The sequence below is a fragment of the Stenotrophomonas mori genome (assembly GCF_023556335.1).
In the GTDB taxonomy this organism is placed as follows: Bacteria; Pseudomonadota; Gammaproteobacteria; order Xanthomonadales; family Xanthomonadaceae; genus Stenotrophomonas; species Stenotrophomonas mori.
Map to the genome: position 1 here is coordinate 1,644,322 of NZ_JAIKTS010000001.1, position 26,429 is coordinate 1,670,750.

Annotated in this window: 27 protein-coding genes; 10 read left to right on the forward strand and 17 right to left on the reverse strand. The window is 68.6% G+C overall.

Annotated features, from left to right (window positions below; translation table 11 throughout):
- Window positions 1-133: 133 nt before the first annotated feature.
- Entirely contained in the window at window positions 134-1,348 is a 1,215-nt protein-coding gene (kbl, locus tag K5L01_RS07430) for a glycine C-acetyltransferase (RefSeq protein WP_250063313.1), read from the forward strand.
- A gap of 103 nt (window positions 1,349-1,451) precedes the next feature.
- On the opposite strand, the gene K5L01_RS07435 is transcribed toward kbl, so the two are convergent.
- The 3 genes from K5L01_RS07435 to K5L01_RS07445 form a co-directional block, all read right to left on the reverse strand.
- Window positions 1,452-1,751 (reverse strand): hypothetical protein, encoded by a 300-nt coding sequence (locus K5L01_RS07435; protein WP_250063315.1) that lies wholly within the window; start codon window positions 1,749-1,751, stop codon window positions 1,452-1,454.
- 284 nt (window positions 1,752-2,035) lie between these two features.
- Complete coding sequence (locus K5L01_RS07440; RefSeq protein ID WP_250063317.1) at window positions 2,036-2,530, reverse strand: hypothetical protein; 495 nt, start codon at window positions 2,528-2,530, stop codon at window positions 2,036-2,038.
- Window positions 2,531-3,195: 665 nt separating this feature from the next.
- On the reverse strand, window positions 3,196-4,302 hold the full coding sequence (locus K5L01_RS07445; RefSeq protein WP_250063318.1) for an OmpA family protein: 1,107 nt from the start codon (window positions 4,300-4,302) through the stop codon (window positions 3,196-3,198).
- 384 nt (window positions 4,303-4,686) lie between these two features.
- Here K5L01_RS07445 and K5L01_RS07450 point away from each other — a divergent pair, with 384 nt between their 5' ends.
- From K5L01_RS07450 to K5L01_RS07475, 6 genes are all read left to right on the forward strand, one after another.
- A complete protein-coding gene (locus K5L01_RS07450) occupies window positions 4,687-5,712 on the forward strand; it encodes a zinc-binding alcohol dehydrogenase family protein (protein ID WP_250063320.1) in 1,026 nt (341 codons plus the stop codon).
- Between the two features lie 102 nt (window positions 5,713-5,814).
- Window positions 5,815-6,441 carry a membrane protein YczE gene (gene yczE, locus K5L01_RS07455; protein WP_250063322.1) on the forward strand — a complete coding sequence of 209 codons (627 nt, stop codon included), beginning with the start codon at window positions 5,815-5,817 and terminating at the stop codon, window positions 6,439-6,441.
- A 72-nt stretch (window positions 6,442-6,513) separates the two neighbouring features.
- On the forward strand, window positions 6,514-8,544 hold the full coding sequence (locus tag K5L01_RS07460) for an NADPH-dependent 2,4-dienoyl-CoA reductase (protein WP_250063324.1): 2,031 nt from the start codon (window positions 6,514-6,516) through the stop codon (window positions 8,542-8,544).
- A 281-nt stretch (window positions 8,545-8,825) separates the two neighbouring features.
- Complete coding sequence (locus tag K5L01_RS07465) at window positions 8,826-9,284, forward strand: cell wall hydrolase (protein ID WP_250063326.1); 459 nt, start codon at window positions 8,826-8,828, stop codon at window positions 9,282-9,284.
- Window positions 9,285-9,372: 88 nt separating this feature from the next.
- Window positions 9,373-9,990, forward strand: coding sequence for a glutathione S-transferase family protein (locus K5L01_RS07470; protein ID WP_250063527.1), 618 nt, complete (start codon window positions 9,373-9,375; stop codon window positions 9,988-9,990).
- Window positions 9,991-10,377: 387 nt separating this feature from the next.
- Window positions 10,378-11,634 (forward strand): M14 family zinc carboxypeptidase, encoded by a 1,257-nt coding sequence (locus K5L01_RS07475; RefSeq protein ID WP_250063328.1) that lies wholly within the window; start codon window positions 10,378-10,380, stop codon window positions 11,632-11,634.
- A 25-nt stretch (window positions 11,635-11,659) separates the two neighbouring features.
- Here the strand turns inward: K5L01_RS07475 and K5L01_RS07480 are convergent, their stop codons facing one another.
- The 3 genes from K5L01_RS07480 to K5L01_RS07490 all read right to left on the reverse strand — a co-directional run bounded on the left by K5L01_RS07480 (window position 11,660) and on the right by K5L01_RS07490 (window position 14,001).
- The gene (locus K5L01_RS07480; RefSeq protein ID WP_250063330.1) at window positions 11,660-12,286 is read right to left on the reverse strand and encodes an RluA family pseudouridine synthase; all 627 of its coding nucleotides are present in this window, start codon (window positions 12,284-12,286) and stop codon (window positions 11,660-11,662) included.
- A gap of 113 nt (window positions 12,287-12,399) precedes the next feature.
- A complete protein-coding gene (locus K5L01_RS07485) occupies window positions 12,400-13,383 on the reverse strand; it encodes a malate dehydrogenase (protein WP_250063332.1) in 984 nt (327 codons plus the stop codon).
- A gap of 123 nt (window positions 13,384-13,506) precedes the next feature.
- The gene (locus tag K5L01_RS07490; RefSeq protein WP_250063334.1) at window positions 13,507-14,001 is read right to left on the reverse strand and encodes a peptidylprolyl isomerase; all 495 of its coding nucleotides are present in this window, start codon (window positions 13,999-14,001) and stop codon (window positions 13,507-13,509) included.
- A 208-nt stretch (window positions 14,002-14,209) separates the two neighbouring features.
- On the opposite strand from K5L01_RS07490, the gene typA reads away from it, so the two are divergent.
- From typA to K5L01_RS07505, 3 genes are read left to right on the forward strand one after another with little or no spacing between them, the layout of a single operon-like run.
- On the forward strand, window positions 14,210-16,039 hold the full coding sequence (typA, locus tag K5L01_RS07495) for a translational GTPase TypA (protein WP_250063336.1): 1,830 nt from the start codon (window positions 14,210-14,212) through the stop codon (window positions 16,037-16,039).
- Between the two features lie 4 nt (window positions 16,040-16,043).
- On the forward strand, window positions 16,044-16,529 hold the full coding sequence (locus K5L01_RS07500; protein ID WP_250063338.1) for a DUF2127 domain-containing protein: 486 nt from the start codon (window positions 16,044-16,046) through the stop codon (window positions 16,527-16,529).
- A gap of 57 nt (window positions 16,530-16,586) precedes the next feature.
- The gene (locus K5L01_RS07505; protein ID WP_425603846.1) at window positions 16,587-18,182 is read left to right on the forward strand and encodes an amidase; all 1,596 of its coding nucleotides are present in this window, start codon (window positions 16,587-16,589) and stop codon (window positions 18,180-18,182) included.
- Window positions 18,183-18,336: 154 nt separating this feature from the next.
- On the opposite strand, the gene K5L01_RS07510 is transcribed toward K5L01_RS07505, so the two are convergent.
- The 11 genes from K5L01_RS07510 to rpsE form a co-directional block, all read right to left on the reverse strand.
- Window positions 18,337-19,707: a class II 3-deoxy-7-phosphoheptulonate synthase gene (locus K5L01_RS07510; protein ID WP_250063342.1), complete on the reverse strand. Its 1,371-nt coding sequence runs from the start codon at window positions 19,705-19,707 to the stop codon at window positions 18,337-18,339.
- A 36-nt stretch (window positions 19,708-19,743) separates the two neighbouring features.
- Window positions 19,744-20,259 carry a disulfide bond formation protein B gene (locus K5L01_RS07515; RefSeq protein ID WP_250063344.1) on the reverse strand — a complete coding sequence of 172 codons (516 nt, stop codon included), beginning with the start codon at window positions 20,257-20,259 and terminating at the stop codon, window positions 19,744-19,746.
- 144 nt (window positions 20,260-20,403) lie between these two features.
- Window positions 20,404-20,790: a 50S ribosomal protein L17 gene (gene rplQ, locus K5L01_RS07520; protein ID WP_250063346.1), complete on the reverse strand. Its 387-nt coding sequence runs from the start codon at window positions 20,788-20,790 to the stop codon at window positions 20,404-20,406.
- A 249-nt stretch (window positions 20,791-21,039) separates the two neighbouring features.
- Window positions 21,040-22,038, reverse strand: coding sequence for a DNA-directed RNA polymerase subunit alpha (locus tag K5L01_RS07525; protein ID WP_250063348.1), 999 nt, complete (start codon window positions 22,036-22,038; stop codon window positions 21,040-21,042).
- 55 nt (window positions 22,039-22,093) lie between these two features.
- Window positions 22,094-22,723, reverse strand: coding sequence for a 30S ribosomal protein S4 (gene rpsD / locus K5L01_RS07530; protein WP_250063350.1), 630 nt, complete (start codon window positions 22,721-22,723; stop codon window positions 22,094-22,096).
- A 14-nt stretch (window positions 22,724-22,737) separates the two neighbouring features.
- A complete protein-coding gene (rpsK, locus tag K5L01_RS07535; RefSeq protein ID WP_054663352.1) occupies window positions 22,738-23,130 on the reverse strand; it encodes a 30S ribosomal protein S11 in 393 nt (130 codons plus the stop codon).
- Between the two features lie 13 nt (window positions 23,131-23,143).
- A complete protein-coding gene (gene rpsM / locus K5L01_RS07540; protein ID WP_250063351.1) occupies window positions 23,144-23,500 on the reverse strand; it encodes a 30S ribosomal protein S13 in 357 nt (118 codons plus the stop codon).
- Between the two features lie 351 nt (window positions 23,501-23,851).
- On the reverse strand, window positions 23,852-25,207 hold the full coding sequence (gene secY / locus K5L01_RS07545) for a preprotein translocase subunit SecY (RefSeq protein ID WP_250063352.1): 1,356 nt from the start codon (window positions 25,205-25,207) through the stop codon (window positions 23,852-23,854).
- Between the two features lie 7 nt (window positions 25,208-25,214).
- Entirely contained in the window at window positions 25,215-25,658 is a 444-nt protein-coding gene (rplO, locus tag K5L01_RS07550; RefSeq protein ID WP_250063353.1) for a 50S ribosomal protein L15, read from the reverse strand.
- A 6-nt stretch (window positions 25,659-25,664) separates the two neighbouring features.
- Complete coding sequence (gene rpmD / locus K5L01_RS07555) at window positions 25,665-25,856, reverse strand: 50S ribosomal protein L30 (RefSeq protein WP_004154497.1); 192 nt, start codon at window positions 25,854-25,856, stop codon at window positions 25,665-25,667.
- A complete protein-coding gene (gene rpsE / locus K5L01_RS07560; RefSeq protein ID WP_250063354.1) occupies window positions 25,849-26,391 on the reverse strand; it encodes a 30S ribosomal protein S5 in 543 nt (180 codons plus the stop codon). The genes rpmD and rpsE overlap by 8 nt, the downstream gene beginning before the upstream one ends.
- Between the last annotated feature and the right edge of the window lie 38 nt (window positions 26,392-26,429).

Sequence of the window (26,429 nt, forward strand, 5' to 3'; positions counted from 1 at the left end):
CCCGATGCTGCGTGCGCACACGCGGAGGGAGAAATGACTTCGCGCGCCGCCCTTATAGCCATTCCCCATGAAACCGGCGGCAATCGCCCGCGGCCGCTAGAATCGGGGCTTCTTTCCACTGCACGACCCTGCCATGACCGCCACCGCGAACCTTTCCCCGCTCACCCGGCACTACGCCGAGGAACTGGACGCCATCCGCGCGCAGGGGCTGTTCAAGTCCGAACGCATCATCACCAGCCCGCAGTCGGCCGAGATCACCCTCGACGACGGCCGCACCGTGCTGAACTTCTGCGCCAACAACTACCTGGGCCTGGCCGACCACCCGGACCTGGTCCAGGCCGCCAAGGACGCGCTGGACAGCCACGGCTTCGGCATGGCCTCGGTGCGCTTCATCTGCGGCACCCAGGACCTGCACAAGCGGCTGGAGGCCCAGATCGCCGGCTTCTTCGGCAAGGACGACACGATCCTCTACGCCGCGTGCTTCGATGCCAACGGCGGTCTGTTCGAACCGCTGCTGGGCGAGAACGACGCGATCATCTCCGACGCGCTGAACCACGCCTCGATCATCGACGGTGTGCGCCTGTGCAAGGCCAAGCGCTTCCGCTACGCCAACTGCGACATGGCCGACCTGGAAGCGCAACTGCAGGCCGCCGACGCCGCCGGCTGCAGGACCAAGCTGATCACCACCGATGGCGTGTTCTCGATGGACGGCTTCATCGCCCCGCTCGACGAGATCACCGCGCTGGCGAACAAGTACAACGCACTGGTGCACATCGACGAATGCCATGCGACCGGCTTCCTCGGCGCCACCGGCCGCGGCTCGGCCGAGGTCAAGGGCGTGCTGGACAGGATCGACATCATCACCGGCACCCTGGGCAAGGCCATGGGCGGCGCGCTGGGCGGCTTCACCTGCGCCAGCGCCGAGGTGATCGAGCTGCTGCGCCAGCGTTCGCGGCCGTACCTGTTCTCCAACTCGCTGCCGCCGCACGTGGTCGCCGCCGGCATCAAGGCCTTCGACATGCTCGACAAGGCCGACGACCTGCGCCGGACGCTGGCGGACAACACCGCCTACTTCCGCGGGAAGATGACCGCAGCGGGTTTCGACATGAAGCCGGGCGTGCACCCGATCAGCCCGGTGATGCTGTACGACGCGCCGCTGGCGCAGCGCTTCGCCGAGCGGCTGCTGGAAGAAGGCATCTACGCGATCGGCTTCTTCTTCCCGGTGGTCCCCAAGGGCCAGGCGCGCATCCGCACCCAGATGAGCGCCGCGCATACCCGTGCGCACCTGGACCGCGCCATCGATGCGTTCATCCGGATCGGCCGCGAACTGGGCGTGCTCAAGGACTGATCCGCTCCGGCCTGCGATGTCCACGCCGACCCGTGCGTGGCACCGCTGCCCACAGAAAAGGCGCCGCAAGGCGCCTTTTTCCTGGAGGACAACCGAGAGAACCTCAGTTCTTGGCGGCCGGCGGCGCCGCATCGGCGGCAGGGCCATTACCGCGCGCCACCCGGATTCCATTGGCCTTCATCCAGGCATCGAACTGGTCGGCGCTCATGTTCCTGCCTTCCTGCTGCATCAGGAAGCGGTAGTTGCCCAGCGCATCCTTCTCCACCGCCGGCGCTTCCACGCTCACCGTGATCGGCTTTTCCTCGACACTGGCCACGGGCTTGCCGGAAGAGGCGCATCCCGCCAGGGCGGCGATCGCCACGGCCCCGAATGAAACGACTGTTGTGCGGACGAACGCCTGCATGGCCCTGGACCTTTCGTTGAGTTAGGACCACAGCCTAATCAAGAATCTCAGGAAATCAAGCTATTTGCATGAAATACATAGGATATTTCATGAATTGGGGGCCTGCGATTCCATCCGAGAAGCGCCGCCGCCCCTCCCCGGGGATCCGCGCGGCACCCGGCCCGGCTGTCGCCTGCGCCCCGCCCCGGAGGCCCCTCCGGGGCTCTCCGGCCGCTTGAAGGACGCCAGTACCCAGCCACCTGCGCCTCTCCACGCCGCCGGAGCGGTCGCCCTGGCCTGACCGTTTACTTGACCTCGGTCGCCGGCGGCGCCTCGGCCGCGGCGCCTTCGGCCACCGGCGCGACCGCCGCCTTGACCACCCGCACACCACGCGCCTTCATCCACGCCTCGAACTCATCGGCGGTCATGCGCTTGCCGCCCTGGCTCATGTCGAAGCGCCAAGGGCTGTTGTCGAACTCGGTCTGCGGCTTGTACGCCGCCGGATCGTCGGGACTGATCGCCGGCCGCGCCGGCACCGCGCTGGCGACGTTGTTGCAGCTTTCCACACGCAGCCGCATCAACACCCGGTCCAGGGACTGGTCGTCGCTGAAACTGGAGGTCAGTACGCCCGAGGGCATGCCGAGCTGCCCCTGCCGCGCATGGAACTCCTGCGCCACCGGCTCGACCACCGTCGCCGGCAGCGGCGGCGGCACGACGGCGCCGGCCGAACAGTCGACCGCGGCATGCGCCGCGGGAACAAGAACCACGGCCAGGGCGCCAGCCAGTGCGGTACGCAGCATCGCTATTTCCAGTTCGGAATGAAGATCGGGCGAGTGTAGGCATGGCCCCGGGGGCTTTCAACCGCCGCCGGCATCCGCGCTTCCCTCCGCTGGAAACCCGCCCGCCCCTGCGGTGCAGCGCCATCCTCGCCATCGTCCATCCCGCGCCGGGTCCAGCATCCGGACCTTCAGCGCCGGGGCCGCCTTTCGCGTGCCAGGCGCCACGCAGGGGCCAGACGCCGGCCAGCGCCCGGCCCGCACCGTCCGCCCGCGAGGGGCTCATTCCCCTCTCCCTGCTCCGCGACAGGGTCCCACCGCAACCAGTCCGCCGCCACGGCACCGCCCGGCCCGGCTATCGGTCCTGAAATGCGCAGGGTGCACCACGGACACCCCAAGGCTCTTCCGGGCGCTCTCCGCCACCGCCGGACGAGCAGCGCCGCCGCCTGCCCGGGACATCACACGCCCAAGCGCGGAAGGCCGACAGCGCGTCGGCAGGCCGGGCTCCCTGCCCGTTGCCCGGCGACCAGGAACTCCCCTGCGGCCCGGAAAACAAAAACCCGGCGGAAGCGCAAGGCTTCTGCCGGGTTTCGTCTACAGCGCCCCCTCGCCCGCAGGCAAGGGGGCTACTCCGTGCATCTCGGAGAAAGCCGAGCCTTCAGCAGCGTTGCGATTGCTCGCGGCGCGGCTTAGTTCTGCACGTTCAGCTCGGTACGACGGTTCTTGGCGCGACCTTCCGGATTGTCCGAACCATCCGGGTTGGTGTTCGGGGCGATCGGACGGCTCTTGCCGTAGCCGATCGGGCCCTGCAGGCGCGACGCGTCCACACCATTGGTGGTCAGGTAGTCGTACACGGCCTTGGCGCGACGCTCCGACAGCTTCTGGTTGTAGGCGTCCGGGCCCTTGCCGTCGGTGTGGCCAGCCACTTCGACGCGCAGTTCCGGGTAGCGCTTCAGGATCTCGCTGGCCTCGCTGAGGATCGAGACGGCATCCGGGCGCAGGGTCGACTTGTCGAAGTCGAAGTTCACGCCCTTCAGGTCGATCGACACCGGCACCGGGCAGCCATCCGGACCGACGATCTGGCCCGGCTGGGAGTCGGGGCAGCGGTCGTCGCAGTTGTTGACGCCGTCACCGTCGTCGTCCAGGTCGGCGCAGCTCGGCGCGACCGGCTCCGGAGCCGGCTCCGGAGCGGCGACCGGGGCCGGGCCCAGCGGGATCACGACACCGACCGAGGCCAGCACGTCGCCGAACCAGTCCTTGTCCTTGCCGGCCAGGCGCGGGTTCACGCTCTGGTCGTCGAAGTCACCGCGGTAGGCAATTTCGGCACGCACGGCGACGCGCTTGTCGAAGGTGGTCTGCAGACCGGCGCCGACCTTGGCGGCGAAGTTGCCGTCCTTGCGCTTGGCCGGCGAGTTCACCGAATTGATGACGTACTCTTCCTCGGCCTTCTGGTAGCCCAGGCCGAACAGCAGGTACGGGTTCCAGCCACGGCCGTCCTGGATGAAGTGGCGACGCAGGTCCAGCGAAGCGCCGTACTGCGACCAGTTCAGGTCCTTGTTGGCGTCGAAGTTCGGATTCTGGTAGTTCAGCTCGCCATCCAGCGACCAGTTCGGGCTGATGAACTTGCCCAGGCCCAGCGTGCCGAACGGAGCGTCATTGGTGCCACGGTCGCTGTTCTGGAAATTGAAGCCGGCCGAACCGGTCAGGTACCAGCGGTCGTCGAATTCCTGCGCCGACGCAGCCTGGGCAAACGCCAGACCACCCAACAGCGCGGCGGTAAGGATCTTCTTATTCATGAATACAGCTCCTTGTTTCGAGGGTATGAAACCGGTAGAGGCATGGTCGAGCACAGCGATTTCGTTCGTCGCGTCCGAAAGATGGCCGTTCCGCACGCCAACGGGGTGCACATTATGCGTTGGGCCGTGAAGGCGACGTTAACGGACGCATAACAAATAGAACGCCCCCGCGACACCCCGCCACCTGCGAAACGCACCGTATACAGCTTCATCAATCAGCGCAATAGCCAAGCGGGCCGGGGGCTGCGGCCAGATACGACGCACTGCAGCATCATACGGCATTTATTCAGCATGCAAGGAATGCCGCTCACGGTTTCCACCCGTCGGGACGGCATGCCGCCTGCGTATGATGCCGGCATCCCTCCTCCACCGAACGGTACCTCCATGAACGCTGTCGGCTTCCGCCACCCCCTGCCGATCGACGCCCCGCTGGCGCTGGAGGATATCGTGCTGCCGGAGCCCGGTGCGCCGCGCGGCCACGACCTGCTGGTGCGCGTCCAGGCGGTCTCGGTGAATCCGGTGGACACCAAGCTGCGCCGCAGCGGGCCGGAGGAGCAGGCTCCGCCCCGCATCCTGGGGTTCGACGCCTCCGGAACGGTCATCGCCACCGGGCCGGACGTCTCCGCGTTCGCGGTCGGCGACGAGGTCTACTACGCCGGCGATGTCACCCGCTCCGGCTGCAACGCGCAGTTGCACCTGGTCGACGAGCGCCTGGTCGGCCGCAAGCCGGCCACGCTGGACTTCGCCGAGGCCGCCGCCCTGCCGCTGACCACCCTCACCGCCTGGGAACTGCTGTTCCAGCGCATGCCCTACCAGCTGGACGGCCGCCGCCATGCCGGCAAGGTCCTGCTGGTGATCGGCGGGGCGGGAGGGGTCGGCTCGATGGCGATCCAGCTCGGCCGCCATGCCGGCTTCACCGTGGTGGCCACGGCGTCGCGCGAGGCGACACGCGCGTGGTGCCGGCAGATGGGCGCCGAGCAGGTGATCGACCACCGCCAGCCGCTGGCGCCGCAGTTGCAGGCCCTCGGCATCGGGCAAGTGGACGCGGCCCTCAACCTCGCCGATACCGACCGCTACTGGCAACCGCTCGGCGAGCTGCTGGCACCGCAGGGGCATGTCGGCCTGGTCGTCGAACCGGCGGGCGAGCTGCGCATCGGCGACCCCTACAAGGCCAAGTGCATCGGCATCCACTGGGAGTTCATGTTCGCGCGGGCGCGCTTCCGCACCGATGACATGATCGAGCAGCACCGCATCCTGACCCGCGCTTCCAGCCTGATCGACGCCGGCGAGCTGCGCACCACGCTGACCGCGCGCAGCGGCCCGATCAACGCGGCGAACCTGCGCGATGCGCACCGGCTCGCCGAATCCGGCCGCAGCATCGGCAAGCAGGTGCTGGAAGGCTGGGACTGAGGTCCGCCTTCCGGCCATGGCGCGGCCGCTGCGGCGGCTCCCCCGGCGCGGCCCCGGCCTGATACCGTTGCGCCCCGCTCCTGCCGACCGGTCCTGCCGCCGATGCCCCGCCGCGCCCTCGCCCTACGCCTGCTGCAACTGCTGCTCGGCCTGTTCCTGTTCGGGATCGCGTCGGCGCTGATGATCCGTGCCGGCATCGGCATCGCCCCCTGGGATGTGCTCGCACAGGGCATCTCGCTGCGCAGCGGCTGGGGTTTCGGCCTGGTGACCAACCTGGTCGGGGTCGCGGTCCTGCTGATGTGGTGGCCGCTGCGGCAGCGGCCGGGCGCCGGCACGGTGCTGAACGTCCTGCTGATCGGTCCCAGCGCGCAGCTCGGGCTGCACGTCCTTCCCGCCGTGCAGGGCTTGGCATGGCAGTCGCTGCTGTTCGCCGGCGGCCTGGCGTTGATGGCCGTCGCCACCGGCCTCTATATAGGTGCGCGTTTGGGGCCGGGACCGCGCGATGGTCTGATGACCGGGCTGCACGCGCGGCTGGGGTGGCCGGTCTGGAAGGCGCGCACGCTGATCGAGGCCAGCGCACTGGCGGTCGGCTGGTGGCTCGGCGGCAACCTCGGGCCGGGCACCGTGGCCTTCGCCCTGCTGATCGGCCCCCTGTGCGGGATCACCCTGCCCCTGTTCGACCACCGGCCCGCCCAGGCGCTGCCCACGGCCGGACCCGCGCCCGACTGACCGTGCGCGCGGACTTGCCGCCGCGCACGATTCACGGCAGGCTGGGGCAATCCGTACGCAAGCGTATCCAGCATGACGCCCGCCAACGACACGCCCTACCCGCACCTCTTCGCCCCCCTGGACCTGGGTTTCACCCAGCTGCGCAACCGCATCCTGATGGGCTCGATGCATACCGGGTTGGAAGACCGCGCTCGCGACTTCCCCAAGCTGGCCGCCTACTTCGCCGAACGCGCCGAAGGCGGTGCGGCGCTGCTGGTCACCGGCGGCTTCGCGCCGAATGTCGTCGGCTGGCTGGCCCCGTTCGGCAGCAAGCTGTCGCGCCCGTGGGAAGTGAGCCGGCACCGCCAGGTGACCCGCGCCGTGCACGGCCACGGCGCCAAGATCTGCCTGCAGCTGCTGCATGCCGGCCGCTACGGCTACCACCCGCTGCAGGTGGCGCCGTCGCGGCTCAAGGCACCGATCAACCGCTTCACGCCGCGCGCGCTGTCGGCACGCGGGGTCGAACGCCATATCGCGGACTATGCCCGCGCCGCCAGGCTGGCCCGCGACGCCGGCTACGACGGCGTCGAGGTGATGGGCTCGGAAGGCTACCTGATCAATGAATTCATCGCCCCGCGCACCAACCGGCGCGAGGACGCCTGGGGCGGCGACGCCGCCCGGCGCATGCGCTTCGCCGTGGAGATCGTACGCCGCATCCGCGAAGCCTGCGGACCGGACTTCATCCTCATCTACCGGTTGTCGTTGCTGGACCTGGTGGAAGACGGCAGCAACTGGGAGGAGATCCTCCAGCAGGCCCGGGCCATCGAAGCCGCCGGCGCGACCCTGATCAACTCCGGCATCGGCTGGCACGAGGCGCGCGTACCGACCATCGCCACCTCGGTCCCGCGCGCGGCCTTCGCCGGGGTCACCGCCAAGCTGCGCCCGCACGTGGGCGTGCCGGTGATCGCGGTCAACCGCATCAACATGCCCGACGTGGCCGAACGGGTGCTGGCCGACGGCCAGGCCGACATGGTGTCGCTGGCACGCCCGCTGCTGGCCGACCCGCAGTGGCCGGCCAAGGCCCGTGCCGGCAGGCCGGACGCGATCAACACCTGCATCGCCTGCAACCAGGCCTGCCTGGACCGCATTTTCGTCAACCAGCGCGCCACCTGCCTGGTCAACCCGCGGGCCGCGCACGAGACCGAACTGGTCTACCGTCCCGCCGCCGCCCGCAAGCGCGTGGCGGTGGTCGGCGCGGGTCCGGCCGGCCTGGCCTGCGCCACGGTGGCCGCCGAGCGCGGGCACCGGGTCACCCTGTTCGATGCGGCCCGCGAGGTCGGCGGCCAGTTCAATGTCGCCAAGCGCATCCCGGGCAAAGAAGAGTTCCACGAGACCCTGCGCTATTTCCGCCACCGCCTGGCCGATACCGGCGTCGAGCTGCGCCTGGGCACCCGCATCGACGCGACCGCGCTGACGGAGTTCGACGAGGTGGTGGTGGCCACCGGCATCACCCCGCGCAAGGCCGCCTTCCCCGGGGCCGATCACCCGATGGTGGTCGGCTACCTGGACCTGCTGCTGGGCCGGGTCGAGGCCGCCGATACGGTTGCCGTCATCGGCGCCGGCGGCATCGGCTTCGATGTCGGCGAATTCCTGGTGCATGCCGGCCCGTCACCGGCGCTGGACAGCGCGCGCTGGATGGCCGAGTGGGGGGTGGATGCCCGCTTCGAGAGCCGCGGCGCGTTGGCCGACGCCCGCCCCGAACCACCGGCCCGCAAGGTCTGGCTGCTGCAGCGCAGCCCGGGCAGGCCCGGCGCCCGGCTGGGCAAGACCACCGGCTGGATCCACCGCGCCACGCTCAGGGCCAAGGGCGTGCAGATGCTGGGCGGAGTGGAATACCTGGGGGTGGACGACCACGGCCTGCGCATCCGGGTCGAGGGCCGGGAGCAGCTGCTGGAAGTCGGCACCGTGGTGGTCTGCGCCGGCCAGGAGCCGGAGCGCAGCCTGGCCGACGCGTTGCGCGCCGCCGGCCGCGAAGTGCACGTGATCGGCGGTGCCGACGTCGCCGCGGAGCTGGATGCGCGGCGCGCCATCGACCAGGGCAGCCGGCTCGCCGCGGCCCTGTGACCCCGAGCGCCGGGGTCCGCCGCCCGGCAACGAAGCTGAATGTCAAGATTCCGCATTCAGGATGAGTTTCGGATTGCCCCCCTACCTTGCGCCCCACTTTCCGCTCACCCCCCAGACCCGGTGAGCGCGGCGCGGCCGCTCCGATCCTGATCGAGAGACCGCCCACGGGGCGGCCCCGATCCCAGCGCCGCCTCCCCATGACGCCAAGCCCCCGTCGCCCGGTTCCAGGCTCCAGCAGGAGGGAACCGGCAGGCTGCGGCCAAAACGGAGCAAGGAGAACCATGAAACTGGCCTGGATTTTCTGGCTGTCGCAGTTGTTGCCGCAGCCGGCCGCCGATTCGTTGTGCCTGAGCACGACCGTCTACCTCGAAGCCCGCGACCAGACCCTGCGCGGCCAGCAGGCCGTGGCCGAAGTCGCCCTGCGGCGCCTCGACAGCGGCCTGTGGGGCGACTCCATGTGCCAGGTCGTGACCGCGCGCAAGCAGTTCGCCCCCACCCTGGTGGCGCCGGAAACGCGCCTGCGCAACAACGATGCATGGGCCGAGGCCGTGGACGTGGCCTTCGCCGCCGAGCGCAACTGGGCCCTGCCGGCCGGGCAGCGCCAGGAGATCGTCCCCGGCGCCAGCCACTTCGCCGCCCATGCCATCGCCAGCCCGAGCTGGCGCAACGCCTACCAGGTGGCGACCATCGGCGGACATACCTTCTACCGGGTGCAGTCGCTCAAGCCGCGGACCTCCTGAACCGGCCGTCTCGCTTCCGGCGCGGTGCACGCACCGGGGCACACGGCAGCGGCCATAATGCGGGAGCCATTCTCCCGTGAGGTACCCGATGAAGCTCTACACCAAGCCCGGCGCCTGCTCCCTGGCCGACCACATCGCGCTGCTCTGGTCCGGCCTGCCGTTCCAGCTGGAGATCGTGGACCGCGCGACCATGAAGTCGCCCGCCTTCCTGGCGATGAATCCCTCCGGCGCGGTGCCGGTGCTCGAGGACGACGGCTGGGTACTGACCCAGAACGCGGCGATCCTGCACTACATCTGCGACAAGGCGCCCGGCGCCGGGCTGGACGGCGGCAGCGACCCGCGCACCCGTGCCGAGGTCAACCGCTGGCTGTCCTTCGTCAATGCCGACCTGCACCCGGTGTACTACCCGCTGTTCGGGGCAACCAAGTACCTGGAGGACGAGGCCGCCATCGCGCGCAGCCAGCAGAATTCGCGCGACAAGCTCCAGGCGCTGTACCAGCGCCTCGATGACCGCCTGGCGCAGGCCGACTGGCTGGGCGGCACGCCGCGCGCCTCGATCGCCGACGCCTATGCCTATGTGACCCTGCGCTGGGCCCGCGGACTGAAGCTCGACCTGGCCGGCATGACCGCGCTGGACCGCTTCGAACAGCAGATGCAGGCCGACCCGGCCGTCAAGGCGGCGCTCAAGGCCGAAGGCCTGGACTGACCTCCCCGCCCCGGTCGGTACGTCCTTGGGGGCCGCCGGCGCCGATGCCGGCGGCCCTTCGCGTTTCCGGCCCGACGGCTCCACGTCTCTCCCGGCCCGGCAGCACGGGTACCGCTGCCGGCACCCGCGCTGCCACGTCCCATCGCACACCGCCTTTCCTGCACGGGCCGGAGCACACTCCGCGGCCCCGCCTTCCCGCGCGGGCACGGGCACGGATGTCCCGCGGCCGGCACGTTGACACGGCTCCGGTGCTGGCCGACCCTCCTTGTTCATCCGCTGTGCCGAGTGACCATGCGCCGCCTTGCCCTGTTGACCGCCTTGACGATCCCCGCTGCCGCCCTTTCCGCAGCCCCCGCACCGGCCGCGCCCCAGGCTTCCGAGAATGCGATGACCCTGCCCGCCCCCCCGGCCTGGCTGGCCGATGTCGAAGCCGGCTACGACCGGCATCACCGTGTATCCGGCATCGAATCGCGGGTGTTCACCGCCGAGGACTGGTGGTCCATCGCACTGCCGCTCCTGACAACCGATCGCGGTTTCACGGTGGAACAGATCGCACAGAGCGCCGAAGGCCGGCCCCTGCGCCATGTGCGCTGGGGCGAGGGCCCGACCCGCGTGCTGCTGTGGTCGCAGATGCACGGCGACGAAAGCACGGCGACGATGGCGCTTGCCGACCTTTTCCGCTTCCTGGGCGAGAACCCGCGGCATCCGCTGGTGCAGCAGCTGCACCGCGAGACCACCCTGCATGTCGTCCCGATCCTCAATCCCGACGGTGCCGCCCGCTTCCAGCGCCGCAACGCCCAGGGCATCGACATCAACCGCGATGCCGCCGCGCTGGCCTCGCCCGAAGCCCGGGCCCTCAAGGCGCTGCGCGACCGCCTGCAGCCCCCGTTCGGCTTCAACCTGCATGACCAGCGCCCCGGTTACCGCGCCGGCGCCTCGGACAAGGGGGCGGCGATGGCCTTGCTGGCACCGCCGTTCAACGAGGACAACGACGTCAACGAGGTGCGCGGCCGTGCCTACGGCGTGGCCGCACTGATCCGCGCGGCGATGGAGCCGCGCATCGGCGGCCACATCGCCAAGTGGGACGACCAGTTCAATCCGCGCGCCTTCGGCGACCTGATGACCCGCTGGGGCACCAGTACGGTGCTGATCGAATCCGGCGGCATCGAAGGCGACCCGGAAAAGCAGCGCCTGCGCCAGCTCAACTTCCTGGCCCTGCTGGTGGGCTTGCAGAGCATCGCCGACGGCAGCCATGCACAGGCGCCGCGGGCGCTGTACGCCGACCTTCCGGAGAACGGCAAGGTGTGGCCGGACCTGCTGGTGCGGGGAGCGACCCTGGCCAATCCCGGCACCGCCACCGCGCGCGCCGATGTCCTGGTCAATTTCAAGCATGCGCTGGCCGAACGCGGTGGACGCATCAGCGACATCGGCGACCTCGGCGCGGTCCGGGCCCGCCGCGTGATCGATGCGCAGGGGCTGTACCTGGTCCCGCTGCCGGCGGCGGCGGGCGAGGACGGCCGCATCGACACCGACCGTCCGGCCCGTTTCGCGCTGAGCCGCGATGCCGCCGGCAAGGACGTGGTGTGGACGCTCGACGGCGATGTCGACCCGGACCACCGCGCACCGCCCGGTACCGGCGGCTGACCGGTTGACCCGGCCCCGCCCGTGCTCAGAAGGGCGCGGGCGAGCGGAACCGCAGGGGCGCGCCGGTTGCCGGATGCGCGAACCCCAGCTCGCAGGCGTGCAGGTGCACCCGCGACGACGCCTGCGCGCCATAGAAGACATCGCCGACGATCGGATGCCCCAGGCTGGCCAGGTGTACCCGCAGCTGGTGGCTGCGGCCGGTGACCGGCTCCAGCGCCACCCGCGTGCGCAGGCCCGCGGCATCCCGCTCACGCACGCGCCAGCGGGTCAATGACGGCTTGCCGTGCACCGCATCCACCCGCTGCCGCGGGCGGTTGGGCCAGTCGCAGATCAGCGGCAGGTCGATCTCGCCCGCATCGGCCTCGAGCAGCCCCTCCACCACCGCCTCGTAGCGCTTGTGCACGCCGCGCTCGCGGAACTGCGCCGACAGTGCGGCCTGTGCCGGCGCGCCACGGGCGTACAGCATCAGGCCCGAGGTGACCTGGTCCAGCCGGTGTACGGTCAGCGCGCCGGGGTACAGCGCCTGCAGCCGCGTCACCAGGCAGTCCCGGTTTTCCGGCAGGCGCCCCGGCACGGACAGCAGGCCGGCGGCCTTCTCCACGACCAGCAGCGCCGCGTCGATGTAGTGCAGCGTGATCGCTTCCTCTGTCATTCCCCGCTCCATCCGTGCCCCCCGGCGATGCTCCGGCGGAGCCGGCCGCCGCATCACAAAAAACGGGGAAGCCAAGGCTTCCCCGTTCATCGCTCCATCGTAGGCCGGGGCGGTTACAGCAGGTCGGCCACGCCGGCGCGCTCTTCTTCCAGCTCGCCGAGGGTGATGTCGATGTACTTCTGCGAGAAGTCGTCGATCGGCAGGTCCTTGACGATGGTGTAGCTGCCGTTCTCGGTGGTCACCGGGAAGCCGAACACCACGCCCTCGGGGATGCCGTACGAGCCGTCGGACGGCACGCCCATGGTCACCCACTTGCCCTTGCTGCCCAGCACCCAGTCATGGACATGGTCGATGGCGGCATTGGCGGCCGACGCCGCCGACGACAGCCCGCGGGCGGCGATGATGGCCGCGCCCCGCTTGCCGACGGTCGGGATGAAGGTGTTGGCGTTCCACTCCTGGTCGTTGATCAGCTCGGCCACCTTGGCACCGCCGGTGCTGGCGAAGCGGTAGTCCGGGTACATGGTCGGGCTGTGGTTGCCCCACACGGTGAACTGCTCGAAGCTGTCCACGCTCTTGCCGGTCTTGGCGGCCAGCTGGCTCAGCGCGCGGTTGTGGTCCAGGCGCAGCATCGCGGTGAAGTTCTTTGGATCCAGGTCCGGTGCCGACTTCATGGCGATGTAGGCATTGGTGTTGGCCGGGTTGCCGACCACCAGCACCTTCACGTCGCGCTTGGCCACGGCGTTCAGGGCCTTGCCCTGCACGGTGAAGATCTTGGCGTTCTCCAGCAGCAGGTCCTTGCGCTCCATGCCCGGACCGCGCGGACGGGCGCCGACCAGCAGGGCCACGTCGGCATCCTTGAACGCCACCATCGGATCGGCGGTGGTCACCACGCCGGCCAGCAGCGGGAACGCGCAGTCTTCCAGCTCCATCACCACGCCCTTCAGCGCGGCCTGGGCCTTTTCGTTGTCGATCTCGAGCAGCTGCAGGACGACGGGCTGGTCCTTGCCCAGCATCTCGCCGGAAGCGATACGGAACAGCAGGGCGTAACCGATATTGCCGGCGGCGCCGGTCACGGCAACACGTACAGGAGCTTTCATGGGGGTTTCCTCTGCTAAGAAAGGGGGAGGCCGGGCGCCGCGCCCTGCCGTCACGTCACCGGAGGCAGGGCCGCGGGCGGCGCGGCGCGCGGGAACGGCCACCGGGCGGCGGCCGGCGCCGGGTCAGGCGGCGAGCACCTTGTTCCACTCGTCCACACGCGCCGCCTGGGCGGCCAGCACGGCGGCGGCATCGCCTTCCAGGGTGATCGCGTTGATCAGGTCGCCCTGCTTGACCGAGTCGACCACGTCCTGGCCTTCCAGGACCTTGCCGAACACCGTGTGCTTGCCGTCCAGCCAGTCGGTCTTGATGTGGGTGATGAAGAACTGGCTGCCATTGGTGTTGGGGCCGGCATTGGCCATCGACAGCGAACCGCGCTCATGCGGCACGCCGTTCGTGGTCTCGTCTTCGAAACGGTAGCCCGGGCCGCCACGGCCGGAGCCCTCCGGGCAGCCGCCCTGGATCATGAAGTCGGCGATCACGCGGTGGAAGGTCAGGCCGTCATAGAACCCGCGCTGGACCAGGTTGACGAAATTGGCCACGGTCAGCGGTGCCTTGTCGGCGAACAGCTCGACCTTGATCGGGCCGCGGGACGTGTCGAAGTTGGCGATCAGGGACATGGGAATCCTTGTGGGTGAAGACGGTTTTCGCAGGGGGCATAGGATACACCCGCCCCCGCCGGGCATCGCGGTCCCCGTCACCCCGCCCGCTGCCGGCTGAATACCCGCCGGACCGGCGGTGGCCGGGTACTTTTCGCGGATACGCCGCATGCCGGTATAATCTTGGACTTCTTTTCCCCATCCACGGCGCCGGCTGGCCGTCTTTCGCATGTCTATCGAAAATCTCCGCAACATCGCCATCGTCGCCCACGTCGACCATGGCAAGACCACTCTGGTCGATTGCCTGCTCAAGAACTCCGAGACGCTGTCCGAGCGGACGGTGCTGGCCGAGCGCGTGATGGACAGCAACGACCAGGAAAAGGAACGCGGCATCACCATCCTGGCCAAGAACACGGCCATCAAGTGGAACGGCAACCGCATCAACATCGTCGACACCCCCGGACACGCCGACTTCGGTGGCGAGGTCGAGCGCGTGCTGTCGATGGTCGACTCGGTGCTGATCCTGGTGGACGCGATGGACGGCCCGATGCCGCAGACCCGCTTCGTCACCCAGAAGGCCTTCGCGATGGGCTTCAAGCCGATCGTGGTCGTCAACAAGGTCGACCGCCCCGGCGCCCGCCCGGAATGGGTGATCGACCAGGTGTTCGACCTGTTCGACAAGCTCGGCGCCACCAACGAGCAGCTCGACTTCCCGATCGTCTACGCCTCCGGCCTGAACGGCTATGCGGGCCTGGAGGACACGGTGCGCTCCGGCGACATGACCCCGCTGTTCGACGCGATCATGAAGTACGTGCCGCAGCCGGACGTGGATCCGGAGGGCCCGTTCCAGATGCGCATCAGCCAGCTGGACTACAACAACTTCGTCGGCGTGATCGGCATCGGCCGCATCCAGCGCGGCAAGCTCAAGAAGAACATGCCGGTCACGGTCATCGACCGCGAAGGCAAGAAGCGCCAGGGCAAGGTGCTGCAGGTGCTGGGCTTCATGGGCCTGGAGCGGATCGAAGTCGAGGAGGCCCAGGCCGGCGACATCGTGGCCATCTCCGGCATCCAGGAGCTGACCATCTCCGACACCCTCTGCCACCCCGACGCTCCCGAGGCGCTGCCGGCACTGACCGTCGACGAGCCGACCATCTCCATGACCTTCCAGGTCAACAACTCGCCGTTCGCCGGCAACAAGGACCTGTCCGGCGGCAAGTTCCTGACCAGCCGCCAGCTCAAGGAACGCCTGGAGCGCGAGACCGTGCACAACGTGGCGCTGAAGGTCGAGCAGCTGGAGGACGCGGACAAGTTCCTGGTGTCCGGCCGCGGCGAGCTGCACCTGTCGGTGCTGATCGAGACCATGCGCCGCGAGGGCTACGAGCTGGCCGTGTCGCGCCCCGAGGTCATCATCAAGGAGATCGACGGCCAGCTGATGGAGCCGGTCGAGCAGCTGGTGGTGGACATCGAGGAAATCCACCAGGGCGGCGTGATGGAGAAGCTCGGCATCCGCAAGGGCCAGCTGAAGAACATGGAGTCGGACGGCAAGGGCCGCGTGCGCCTGGACTACATGATTCCGGCGCGCGGCCTGATCGGCTTCCAGAACGAGTTCAAGACCCTGACCCAGGGCTCGGGCCTGCTGTTCCACGTGTTCGACCACTACGGACCGAAGGAACAGGGCGCCATCGCCAAGCGCCCGAACGGGGTCATGATCGCCAACGCGCCGGGCGCCACCCCGGCCTATGCGCTGGGCCCGCTGGAAGAACGCGGACGCCTGTTCGCCGCCGAGGGCGACAACGTCTACGAGGGCCAGCTGATCGGCATCCACTCCAAGGACAACGACCTGACCGTCAACGCGATCAAGACCAAGCCGCTGACCAACATGCGCGCCTCCGGCAAGGACGACGCGATCAAGCTGACCCCGGCGATCAAGTACTCGCTGGAGCAGGCGCTGGACTTCATCGAGGACGACGAGCTGGTCGAGGTCACTCCCAAGGAGATCCGCCTGCGCAAGAAGCACCTCACCGAGAACGACCGCAAGCGGGCCTCGCGCAGCGCCTGACGCGGTGGACGCGCGCAAGCCCTACAACCCGGATCCGCACGCGCATCCGGGCCTTGCCGCCATCGCCCTGCTGGAAGCGGGGAAGGCCCTGCTGGCCTTCCTCGCCGCCGCCGGCCTGGAGGTGTCCGGGCCGGCGCCGCTGCGCACCCTCATCGATGCGCTGATCCGGCGCATCGGTGCCGATCCCGAGCAGGGCGCGTTCTCCACCCTGCTGGGAATGATCACCCCGGACACCGTGCATGTCGGCGCCGTGGTCCTGTCCGCCTACGGCCTGCTGCGGGCACTGGAGGCCTGGGGCCTGTGGCGCGCCAGGGCCTGGGCCTCGTGGCTGGGCTGCATTTCCGCCGCGCTCTACCTGCCGCTGGACGTGTACGCCATCGTCCGCCATCCCGGCTGGGCCTCCTGGCTGCTGCTCGCGGTCAACCTGCTGGTGGTCTGGGTGCTGGCACGCGATCTCGGCCGCCGCCGCGGCACCCGCGCGCTGCCCTAGCGGGCACCGCTGAGGGGCCGATTGCCAAGCCCGTCGCGGCCCGATAGCCTGCCCGGCATGCCGTACTTCCGGACCCCTGCACACTTGGCACTCCTGCCCCTCCTCGCGGCCTCCTTCGCCAGCGGTTGCCAGCAGACCGCCGCACCGGCCCCGGAAGCGGTCTTCCCCTACCAGGAAACCGGCATCGCCGAACTGCAGGCGCGCATGACCGCCGGCGAGCTGGACAGCACCACCCTCACCGAGGCCTACCTGGGGCGCATCGCCCTGCTCGACCACGCTGGCCCGACCCTGCGGTCGGTGGTGGAGATCAACCCGGATGCACGCCGGGAAGCCGCGCAGCGCGATGCCGAACGGCGCGCGGGACGCGTCCGCGGCCCACTGCACGGCATGCCGATCCTGCTCAAGGACAACATCGGCGCCACCCCAATGCACAACACCGCCGGATCGCTGGCGCTGAAGGACTTCCGTCCCGAGCGCGATGCATTCCTGGTGCAACGCCTGCGACAGGCCGGCGCGGTGATCCTGGGCAAAACCAACCTGAGCGAATGGGCCAACTTCCGCTCTCCCCGGTCCACCTCGGGCTGGAGTGCGGTCGGCGGGCAGACCCGCAACCCGTATGCACTGGACCACAATCCCTGTGGCTCCAGCTCCGGCAGCGCCGTGGCCGTCGCCGCCAGCCTGGCCGCCGCCGCCGTCGGCACCGAGACCGACGGCAGCATCGTCTGCCCGGCGGCGGTCAACGGCATCGTCGGCTTCAAGCCCACCGTCGGCCTGGTCAGCCGCGATGGCATCATCCCCCTCTCCTTCAGCCAGGACACCGCCGGACCGATGGCGCGCACCGTCGCCGACGCCGCGCTGCTGCTGGGCGCGATGGCCGGCCGCGACGAAGCCGACCCGGCCACCGCGGCGACCCCGGGGCGCGCGGTCTACGACTACGGCGCCCGGTTGCACGGCGATGCCCTGCGCGGTGCGCGTATCGGCGTGCTGCGCAATGCCTTGTCGGACCACCCTGCCATCCGCCCGGTCCTCGACCAGGCGGTGGCCACCCTGCGCGCGGCCGGCGCGACCGTGGTGGAAACCCGGCTGGTCAACGAGGACGCCTGGGCCCGCGATGAACTGACCGTCCTGCTGCATGAATTCAAGGCCGGGCTGGAGCGCTATTTCCGGGAATGGCGCACACCGGTGGATTCGCTGGACGCGGTGATCGCCTTCAACCGTGCGCACGCCTCCCGGGAGCTGGCCTTCTTCGGCCAGGAACTGCTGGAGCAGGCACGCGACAGCGGCTCGCTCAACGATCCGGCCTACATCGCCGCCCGTGCCAATGCGCGCCGCCTGGCCGGGCCGGAAGGCATCGATGCCACGCTGCGCGCCGACCGGCTCGACGCACTGGTGGCTGCAACCAGCGGCCCGGCCTGGCTTACCGCCCTCGGCGACGGCGATGGCTACCCGGACGGCAACTACGGTGCGGCCGCCGTCGCAGGCTACCCGAGCCTGAGCGTGCCCATGGGCCATGCCAACGGACTGCCGCTGGGGCTGCTGTTCATGGGCGGCGCCTGGAGCGACGCGCGCCTGCTGGAACTGGGGCACACTTATGAACAGCTCACCCGCGCGCGCAGGCCACCGACCTTCGCCAGCGGCAGGACGCCGCCGTAGACCCCCGGGGCATCGCGCCCCGCCCCCTCCGGGAGAGGCGGTGCGGCAAGGGAAAATGGCGTCCTGACGGAGCGGGCATCACCGCCGCCGTCCGCACCTCATCCGCCCTCCGGGCAGCTTCTCCCGAGGGAGAAGCAGCGTCCGCCGCCTGCGCTCAACCGCCCTGCTTGCGCACGATCGCCATCGCGATCTCCAGCGACTGCTCATAGTTCAGGCGCGGATCCACGGTCGACCGGTAGGCCCGCTCCAGGTCCACCTCGGTCAACGCCCGCGCACCGCCGGTGCACTCGGTGACGTCCTCGCCGGTCAGCTCCAGGTGCACGCCGCCAAGCCGGGTGCCGGCCGCCGCATGCAGCTCGAAGGACAGCTCCACTTCGCGGCGGATGTTGTCGAAGCGGCGGGTCTTGTAGCCGTTGCGGGTGCTCTCGGTATTCCCGTGCATGGCGTCGCATACCCACAGCACCCGCCGGCCGTCGCGCTTGACCGCCTCCAGCAGCGGCGGCAGCTTCTCGGCGATCTGCCCCGCCCCCATGCGGTGGATGAAGCTCAGGCGCCCCGGCTCGTCGTCCGGATTGAGCACGTCGATCAACCGCAGCAGCTGGTCCGGCTGCACCGACGGCCCGACCTTGAGCGCGACCGGATTGCGCACCCCGCGCAGGTATTCCACGTGCGCGCCGTCCAGCGCCGCCGTGCGCATGCCGATCCAGGGGTAATGGGTGCTCAGGTTGAACCAGCCGGACTGGCGCGGCACCTGGCGTGTCAGCGCCTGCTCGTAGGGCAGCAGCAGCGCCTCGTGCGAGGTGTAGAAGTCGACCCGGTTGAGGTTGTGCACCTGCGCGCCGGACAGCGTTTCCATGAACCGCACCGCATCGCCGATGCCACCGACCATCTTCTGGTACTCGGCCGCCAACGGCGAGCAGCCCATCCAGTCCAGGTTCCAGTATTCGGGATGGTGCAGGTCGGCGAAACCGCCATCGATCAGCGCCCGCACGAAGTTCATCGTCAACGCCGAGTGCGAATGCGCGGTGATCATCCGCTGCGGATCCGGCACCCGCGCCACCGCGGTGAAGGCCGGGCCGTTGATCACGTCGCCCCGGTAGCTGGGCAGGGTCAGCCCCTCGCGGGTCTCGGTATCGGCCGAACGCGGCTTGGCGTACTGCCCCGCGAAGCGTCCGACCCGGATCACCGGCTGGCGCAGCCCGTGCACCAGCACCAGGCTCATCTGCAGCAGCACCTTGAGCCGGTTGGAGATGGTGGCGGATTCGCAGTCGCCGAAGTTCTCCGCGCAGTCCCCGCCCTGCAGCAGGAAGCGGCGTCCTTCCTGGGCCTCGGCCAGCTGCTGCTTCAGCGCCAGGATTTCCCAGGAGGTCACCAGCGGCGGCAGCTGCCGCAGCTGCGCCAGTGCCGCCTCGAGCGCCTGCGCATCGGGATAGCTCGGCATCTGCAGCGCCGGCCGCCCACGCCAGCTGTCCGGCGCCCAGTGCGATGGGGAGGCGGCCGGGGACAACGACGGAGACAGGTTCATGCGGTTACCGTTTGGTGCAAGGAGATACGGGGGGACTCAGAACAGCCGCGTCTTGCGCGCGCGCAGCCCGGCGAACAGCGCCCAGGCGGCCAGCAGGACGAACCACACCAGGCTCCACATCGGCATGCTCAGGCCCAGGAAGACCCAGTCGATGTTGCCGCAGTCCGCAGTACCGGTGAGGACCGTGCGGAACACTTCGAACGGCCCCATGGTCTGGCTGAGGAAGCTCAGCGGGGGGCCGCAGCTGCTGCCCAGGTCTTTCGGCAGCAGCTGGACATAGACATGCCGTGCGGCGATGCCGGCACCGACCGCCGCCGCGATGAAGGCCAGCGTGCCGTGCAGGCCGCGGCCCGCGCGCGAGGATGGGCCATGCAGCGCACCCAGCAGGAACAACAGCCCCAGCGCAGCGAACGCGATGCGCTGGAAGATGCACAGCGGACAGGGCTCCAGCCCCATCTGCAGCTGCATGTAGATCGCGAACGCCAACAGCCCCGCACAGGCCAGGAAGCCCAGCAGGAACTGCGCGCGGAAAGTCCAACGCAGAGGGTTCATCACGTCATTCCGACCCAGTGAGCCTGCAAGCGTAACAGGCCCGCCGCTGCTAAGCAGCAGACCCGCCATGACCAACGCGCATAAGCACGAAGCCCGGCCAGGGCCGGGCTTCTGCTTGCCGCATCGCGGAGCGGAGGTGGCCGATTACTCGGCGACTTCCTCGGCAACCACGGCCGGGCGGTCGACCAGTTCGACATAGGCCATCGGCGCATTGTCACCGGCGCGGAAACCGCACTTCAGCAGGCGCAGGTAACCGCCCGGACGGACGGCATAACGCGGGCCGAGGATGGTGAACAGGTTGCCGACGGCTTCCTTGTCGCGCAGGCGCGCGAACGCCAGGCGGCGGTTGGCGACGGAGTCGACCTTGGCCAGGGTGATCAGCGGCTCGGCGACGCGGCGCAGTTCCTTGGCCTTCGGCAGGGTGGTCTTGATCAGCTCGTGCTTGAACAGCGAGGCGGCCATGTTCTTGAACATCGCTTCGCGGTGGGCGCTGGTGCGGCTGAACTTGCGGCCGGATTTCTGGTGGCGCATGGGATGGAGTCCTTGAAGTTGAATGGTGGAGCGTTGAACGTCGTTGTCGCCTTCCTGGCGTTGCTGCATGGACTGCGGATGGTCCCGGCCGCCCCTCCTGGACGACCTGCCCGCGGACCTGGGGTCCGTCGTGGCAATCCGCGGCGCCGAGCCGTGCTCGACGCGCGGTTACAACTGTCGGGCATCGCCCGACCCTGCAATCGCCTGAGGCTCCACCGCAGGCGGTGGAGCCTCCAGGCCCGGCCGGTGTCAGCCCAGCATGCCGTGGGCGGCAACGCCGGCCGGCGGCCAGTTCTCCAGCTTCATGCCAAGCGACAGGCCACGCTGGGCCAGCACTTCCTTGATCTCGGTCAGCGACTTCTTGCCGAGGTTCGGGGTCTTGAGCAGTTCCACTTCGGTCTTCTGGATCAGATCGCCGATGTAGTAGATGCTCTCGGCCTTCAGGCAGTTGGCCGAGCGGACGGTCAGTTCCAGGTCGTCGATCGGACGCAGCAGCACCGGGTCCACGCCGTTGTTGGCCGGCTTGGCCGCACCACGGTCGCGGTGGGTGAAGTCGCCGAACACCGACAGCTGGTCGCTGAGGATGTCGGCCGCGGTGCGGACGGCTTCCTCGGCGTCGATCGTGCCGTTGGTCTCGATGTCGATGACCAGCTTGTCCAGGTCGGTGCGCTGCTCGACGCGCGCCGCTTCCACGGCGTAGGCGACCCGGCGGACCGGCGAGAACGAGGCATCCAGGACCAGGCGGCCGATGGCGCGGGTTTCTTCGTCCGGACGGCGGCGCGAGGCGGCCGGCTGGTAGCCGAAGCCACGCTCGACCTTCAGGCGCATGTTGATCGCCGTGTCCTTGGTCAGGTTGCAGATCACCTGCTCCCCGTTGAGGACCTCGACATTGTGGTCGACCTTGATGTCGGCAGCGGTCACCACGCCCGGACCCTGCTTGGACAGGGACAGGGTGGCGCTGTCGCCGGAATGCATGCGGATGGCCACATCCTTCAGGTTGAGCAGGACTTCCAGCACGTCCTCCTGCAGCCCCTCGAACGTGGTGTATTCGTGCAGCACGCCGTCGATTTCAACTTCCGTGATGGCGAAGCCCGGGATGGACGACAGCAGCACGCGACGCAGGGCGTTGCCCAGCGTATGCCCGTAACCCCGCTCCAAAGGCTCGATCACGACCTTGGCGCGGGTGTCGGTGAGGCGTTCGATCTGCGGGCCGCGAGGACGCAGAACCTGGTTGGCGGTAACCGTCATGTTGCGGGTTCTCCTAGTGAATTCCTGGCCGTCGCCAGGAATTCTCCAATGTGAATTACTTCGAATACAGCTCGACGATCAGCGCTTCGTTGATGTCTGCCGGCAGATCGGCACGATCCGGGATGGCCTTGAAGACGCCGCTGAACTTCTTCGAATCGACCTCGACCCACGACGGGCTCAGGTCATGCTGCTCGGCGATGGTCAGAGCTTCCTGCACGCGCAGCTGCTTCTGGGCCTTCTCCGACAGGGCGATCGCGTCCCCGGCCTTGACCTGGTACGAGGCCAGGTTGACCGACTTGCCGTTGACCGTGACGCCACGGTGCGAGACCAGCTGGCGCGCGGCCGGGCGGGTCACGGCGAAGCCCATGCGGTAGACGACGTTGTCCAGGCGGGTTTCCAGCAGCTGAAGCAGGTTCTCGCCGGTGTTGCCCTTCTTGGTCGACGCTTTCTTGTAGTAGTTGCGGAACTGGCGCTCCAGCAGGCCGTAGATGCGCTTGACCTTCTGCTTCTCGCGCAGCTGGGTGGCGTAGTCGGACAGCTTGCCCTTGCGGGCGGTGGCGCCGTGCTGGCCGGGCTTCTGCTCCAGCTTGCACTTGGAGTCCAGCGCACGCGCGGGGCTCTTCAGCAACAGGTCGGCGCCTTCGCGACGGGCGAGCTTACAGGTAGGACCGATATAACGAGCCATTTCTTATCGCTCCTTTAGACGCGACGCTTCTTCGGCGGACGGCACCCGTTGTGCGGGATCGGCGTCACGTCGATGATGTTGGTGATCTTGTAGCCGACGTTGTTCAGCGAACGCACGGCCGACTCACGGCCCGGACCCGGACCCTTGATACGGACTTCCAGCGACTTCACGCCGTAATCCAGCGCGGCCTTGCCGGCCTTCTCGGCGGCGACCTGCGCGGCGAACGGAGTCGACTTGCGCGAACCGCGGAAGCCGGCACCACCGGAGGTCGCCCAGGACAGTGCATTGCCCTGGCGGTCGGTGATGGTCACGATGGTGTTGTTGAAAGAAGCATGGACATGGGCGACGCCATCGGTGATGACGCGCTTGATCTTCTTCTTGGTCTTAGCAGCTGCGGGCTTAGCCATTTTCTAGGGTCCCTTACTTCTTCAGAGCCTTGCGCGGACCCTTGCGGGTACGGGCATTGGTCTTGGTACGCTGGCCACGCAGCGGCAGGCCGCGACGGTGACGCAGGCCGCGGTAGCAGCCCAGGTCCATCAGGCGCTTGATGGCGATGCCGATCTCGCGGCGCAGGTCGCCTTCGACGATGTACTTGCCGACTTCGGCGCGCAGACGGTCAACTTCCGGCTCCGACAGGTCGCGGATCTTGGTGGTGGAAGTAACGCCTGCGGCTTCGCAGACCTTCTTCGAGCGGGTACGGCCGATGCCGTAGATGCTTTGCAACCCGACCCAGACATGCTTCTGGGCTGGCAGGTTGACGCCTGCAATACGCGCCATGACGCGGTTCTCCAGCTGAGTGATGGCCGAATGCGCACCGCGCGGCGCGCCGTTCCGGCAGGATGGATCAAAAAAGTGAACTAGCGATTCTAGCAAAGGTCTCGGTTCGTGCGTAAGCCCGTGGAACACGAGGTTCCATGTGCCCGGCATGGGGAGTGTGCCCATGCTCCGGCGCCGGATGTGCCTGGCCGGGGGAGAGGATTCCCCGGGCCGCCCGCGCTACTCCTGCGCGGAACAACCACATCACACCCCCACCCGAGACCGCTGCGGGGACCGCCCTTCTGTTTTGAAGGCCGTCCCCGGGAACCGGGGCGGCCTTCGCGCTATGAAGCGGAAAGTATAACGGCAAGCTCAACCGCGCGCAAAACCACCGCGGTTGCCGCCCTTCAGGTTCGCCTTCTTCAACAGGCTCTCGTACTGGTGCGACATCAGGTGCGCCTGCACCTGGGCGATGAAGTCCATCACCACCACCACCACGATCAGCAGCGAGGTGCCGCCGAAGTAGAACGAGGCGTTCAGCTGCGTGCGCATCAGTTCCGGCAGCAGGCAGACGATCACCAGGTACGCCGAGCCGGCCGCAGTCAGGCGGGTCAGCACGCCGTCGATGTACTCGGCGGTCGCCTTGCCCGGACGGATGCCCGGGATCAGCGCACCCGACTTCTTCAGGTTGTCGGCGGTTTCCTGCGAATTGAACACCAGCGCGGTGTAGAAGAACGCGAAACCGCTGATCAGCGCCGCGAACACGATCATGTGCAGCGGCTCGCCCGGGCCGAGCGCGTTGGCCACGCGCTGCAGCCAGGTGGCCGAGCTGGCCTGACCCGACCACATCGCCAGCGTCGCCGGGAAGGCGAGGATGCTGGAGGCGAAGATTGCCGGGATCACGCCGGCCATGTTCAGCTTCAGCGGCAGGAACGAGGTCTGGTTCATGTAGGCGTTGCGGCCGCCCTGGCGCCGTGCGTAGTTCACGGTGATGCGGCGCTGGCCGCGCTCCACGAACACCACGAAATAGGTGAACGCCAGGACCACGATGACGATCAGCAGCAGCGAGATGAAGCTCATGTTGCCGTCACGGTAGGCACCCAGGGTGCTGATCACCGCGGCCGGGAGACCGGCGACGATGCCGGCGAAGATGATCAGCGAAACGCCGTTGCCGATGCCGCGCTCGGTGACCTGCTCACCGACCCACATCAGGAAGATGGTACCGGCCGTCAGCGCCACCACGGCGGTGAAGACGAACGCCACGCCGGGGTTGTAGACCACCGCCGCGCCGCCCGGGGACAGCTGGTTCTGCAGCGCCAGCGCGATGCTGCCGCCCTGCACGATCGCCAGCAGCACCGCGCCGATGCGCGAGTACTGGGTGATCTTGCGCCGGCCGGACTCGCCTTCCTTCTGCATGGCCTTCAGGGCCGGGAAGATGTGCACCGCCAGCTGCATCACGATCGAGGCCGAGATGTACGGCATCACGTTCAGCGCGAAGATGCTGAAACGGTGCAGGGCGCCGCCCGAGAACATGTTGAACATGTCCACGATTCCGCCGCCCTGCGCCTGCATCAGCGCAAGCATGGCATCGGGATTGACGCCCGGCACCGGCACGTAGCAGCCGATGCGGTAGACGAGCAATGCCCCGAGTACGAACAGAAGACGCTGGCGAAGTTCGGTGAACTTGCCCATTCCGCCCGCGAGGTTACCGATGCCAGCTTGCGCCATGTTTCCGTTACTCCTGTACGCTGCCGCCGGCAGCTTCGATCGCGGCCTTCGCGCCGGCGGTCGCCGCAACACCCTTCAGGGTGAACGCCTTGGTCAGCTCGCCCTTGAGGACGATCTTGGCCTTCTTGGCCGTCGAGGGGACCAGCTTCGCCGCACGCAGGGCCGCGAAATCGATCTCGCCCGCTTCCAGGCGCTCCAGGTGGTAGGACAGCACTTCGGCGGTGTCCTTGGCGATCCGCGAGCGGAAGCCGATCTTCGGCAGACGGCGCTGCATCGGGGTCTGGCCGCCTTCGAAGCCGGCCTTGATCTTGCCGCCACCCTTGCGGGCGAACGAACCCTTGTGGCCGCGGCCGGCGGTCTTGCCCAGGCCCGAGCCGATGCCGCGACCGACGCGGGTGCGCTCGGTACGGGCGCCCGGTGCCGGGCTCAGTTCATTGAGACGCAGAGTCATGATCGATTACTCCTCAACCTTGACGAGGTAGTGAACAGTGTTGATCAGACCCCGCACCTGCGGGCTGTCCTTCAGTTCACGCACATCGTTGAGCTTGTTCAGGCCCAGGGCCCGCACCGACAGGCGGTGGCGCGACTGGGTTCCACGCAGGCCGCGCACCAGGCGCACCTTTACGGTCTTGTTGGACTCATTAGCCATGGTTGAGTTCCTCCACCGACTTGCCGCGCTTGGCCGCGATGCGTGCCGGCGACTGCATGCCCGCCAGGCCCTTCACGGTGGCGCGCACCAGGTTGATCGGATTGCGCGAACCGGTGGCCTTGGCCAGCACGTCCTTCACGCCGACGGCTTCCAGCACGGCGCGCATGGCGCCACCGGCGATGACACCGGTACCTTCCGACGCCGGCTGCATGAACACGCGGGCCGCGCCGTGGCCGTCCTTGACGGTGTGCCACAGGGTGCCGTTGTGCAGGTCCACGCTGACCAGGTTCTTGCGGGCCTGCTCCATCGACTTCTGGATGGCGACCGGCACTTCGCGGGCCTTGCCGTAGCCGAAGCCGACGCGGCCTTCGCCGTCGCCGACCACGGTCAGCGCGGTGAAGGTGAACTGGCGGCCGCCCTTGACGGTCTTGCTGACGCGGTTGACCGCGACCAGCTTCTCGATCATGCCGTCGTCGATCTTTTCTTCGCGGTTGCGGTCGCGATCGCGACCCCGCGGCTGACGCTCTTCTGCCATGTTGATTCCTTGGTTGTCTGGATATGTACGGCTCGGGG

Coding starts and splice junctions, on each gene's coding strand:
- kbl (WP_250063313.1), top strand. CDS start 134: ATGACCGCCACCGCGAACCTTTCCCCGCTCACCCGGCACTACGCCGAG.
- K5L01_RS07435 (WP_250063315.1), bottom strand. CDS start 1,751: ATGCAGGCGTTCGTCCGCACAACAGTCGTTTCATTCGGGGCCGTGGCG.
- K5L01_RS07440 (WP_250063317.1), bottom strand. CDS start 2,530: ATGCTGCGTACCGCACTGGCTGGCGCCCTGGCCGTGGTTCTTGTTCCC.
- K5L01_RS07445 (WP_250063318.1), bottom strand. CDS start 4,302: ATGAATAAGAAGATCCTTACCGCCGCGCTGTTGGGTGGTCTGGCGTTT.
- K5L01_RS07450 (WP_250063320.1), top strand. CDS start 4,687: ATGAACGCTGTCGGCTTCCGCCACCCCCTGCCGATCGACGCCCCGCTG.
- yczE (WP_250063322.1), top strand. CDS start 5,815: ATGCCCCGCCGCGCCCTCGCCCTACGCCTGCTGCAACTGCTGCTCGGC.
- K5L01_RS07460 (WP_250063324.1), top strand. CDS start 6,514: ATGACGCCCGCCAACGACACGCCCTACCCGCACCTCTTCGCCCCCCTG.
- K5L01_RS07465 (WP_250063326.1), top strand. CDS start 8,826: ATGAAACTGGCCTGGATTTTCTGGCTGTCGCAGTTGTTGCCGCAGCCG.
- K5L01_RS07470 (WP_250063527.1), top strand. CDS start 9,373: ATGAAGCTCTACACCAAGCCCGGCGCCTGCTCCCTGGCCGACCACATC.
- K5L01_RS07475 (WP_250063328.1), top strand. CDS start 10,378: ATGACCCTGCCCGCCCCCCCGGCCTGGCTGGCCGATGTCGAAGCCGGC.
- K5L01_RS07480 (WP_250063330.1), bottom strand. CDS start 12,286: ATGACAGAGGAAGCGATCACGCTGCACTACATCGACGCGGCGCTGCTG.
- K5L01_RS07485 (WP_250063332.1), bottom strand. CDS start 13,383: ATGAAAGCTCCTGTACGTGTTGCCGTGACCGGCGCCGCCGGCAATATC.
- K5L01_RS07490 (WP_250063334.1), bottom strand. CDS start 14,001: ATGTCCCTGATCGCCAACTTCGACACGTCCCGCGGCCCGATCAAGGTC.
- typA (WP_250063336.1), top strand. CDS start 14,210: ATGTCTATCGAAAATCTCCGCAACATCGCCATCGTCGCCCACGTCGAC.
- K5L01_RS07505 (WP_425603846.1), top strand. CDS start 16,587: ATGCCGTACTTCCGGACCCCTGCACACTTGGCACTCCTGCCCCTCCTC.
- K5L01_RS07510 (WP_250063342.1), bottom strand. CDS start 19,707: ATGAACCTGTCTCCGTCGTTGTCCCCGGCCGCCTCCCCATCGCACTGG.
- K5L01_RS07515 (WP_250063344.1), bottom strand. CDS start 20,259: ATGAACCCTCTGCGTTGGACTTTCCGCGCGCAGTTCCTGCTGGGCTTC.
- rplQ (WP_250063346.1), bottom strand. CDS start 20,790: ATGCGCCACCAGAAATCCGGCCGCAAGTTCAGCCGCACCAGCGCCCAC.
- K5L01_RS07525 (WP_250063348.1), bottom strand. CDS start 22,038: ATGACGGTTACCGCCAACCAGGTTCTGCGTCCTCGCGGCCCGCAGATC.
- rpsD (WP_250063350.1), bottom strand. CDS start 22,723: ATGGCTCGTTATATCGGTCCTACCTGTAAGCTCGCCCGTCGCGAAGGC.
- rpsK (WP_054663352.1), bottom strand. CDS start 23,130: ATGGCTAAGCCCGCAGCTGCTAAGACCAAGAAGAAGATCAAGCGCGTC.
- rpsM (WP_250063351.1), bottom strand. CDS start 23,500: ATGGCGCGTATTGCAGGCGTCAACCTGCCAGCCCAGAAGCATGTCTGG.
- secY (WP_250063352.1), bottom strand. CDS start 25,207: ATGGCGCAAGCTGGCATCGGTAACCTCGCGGGCGGAATGGGCAAGTTC.
- rplO (WP_250063353.1), bottom strand. CDS start 25,658: ATGACTCTGCGTCTCAATGAACTGAGCCCGGCACCGGGCGCCCGTACC.
- rpmD (WP_004154497.1), bottom strand. CDS start 25,856: ATGGCTAATGAGTCCAACAAGACCGTAAAGGTGCGCCTGGTGCGCGGC.
- rpsE (WP_250063354.1), bottom strand. CDS start 26,391: ATGGCAGAAGAGCGTCAGCCGCGGGGTCGCGATCGCGACCGCAACCGC.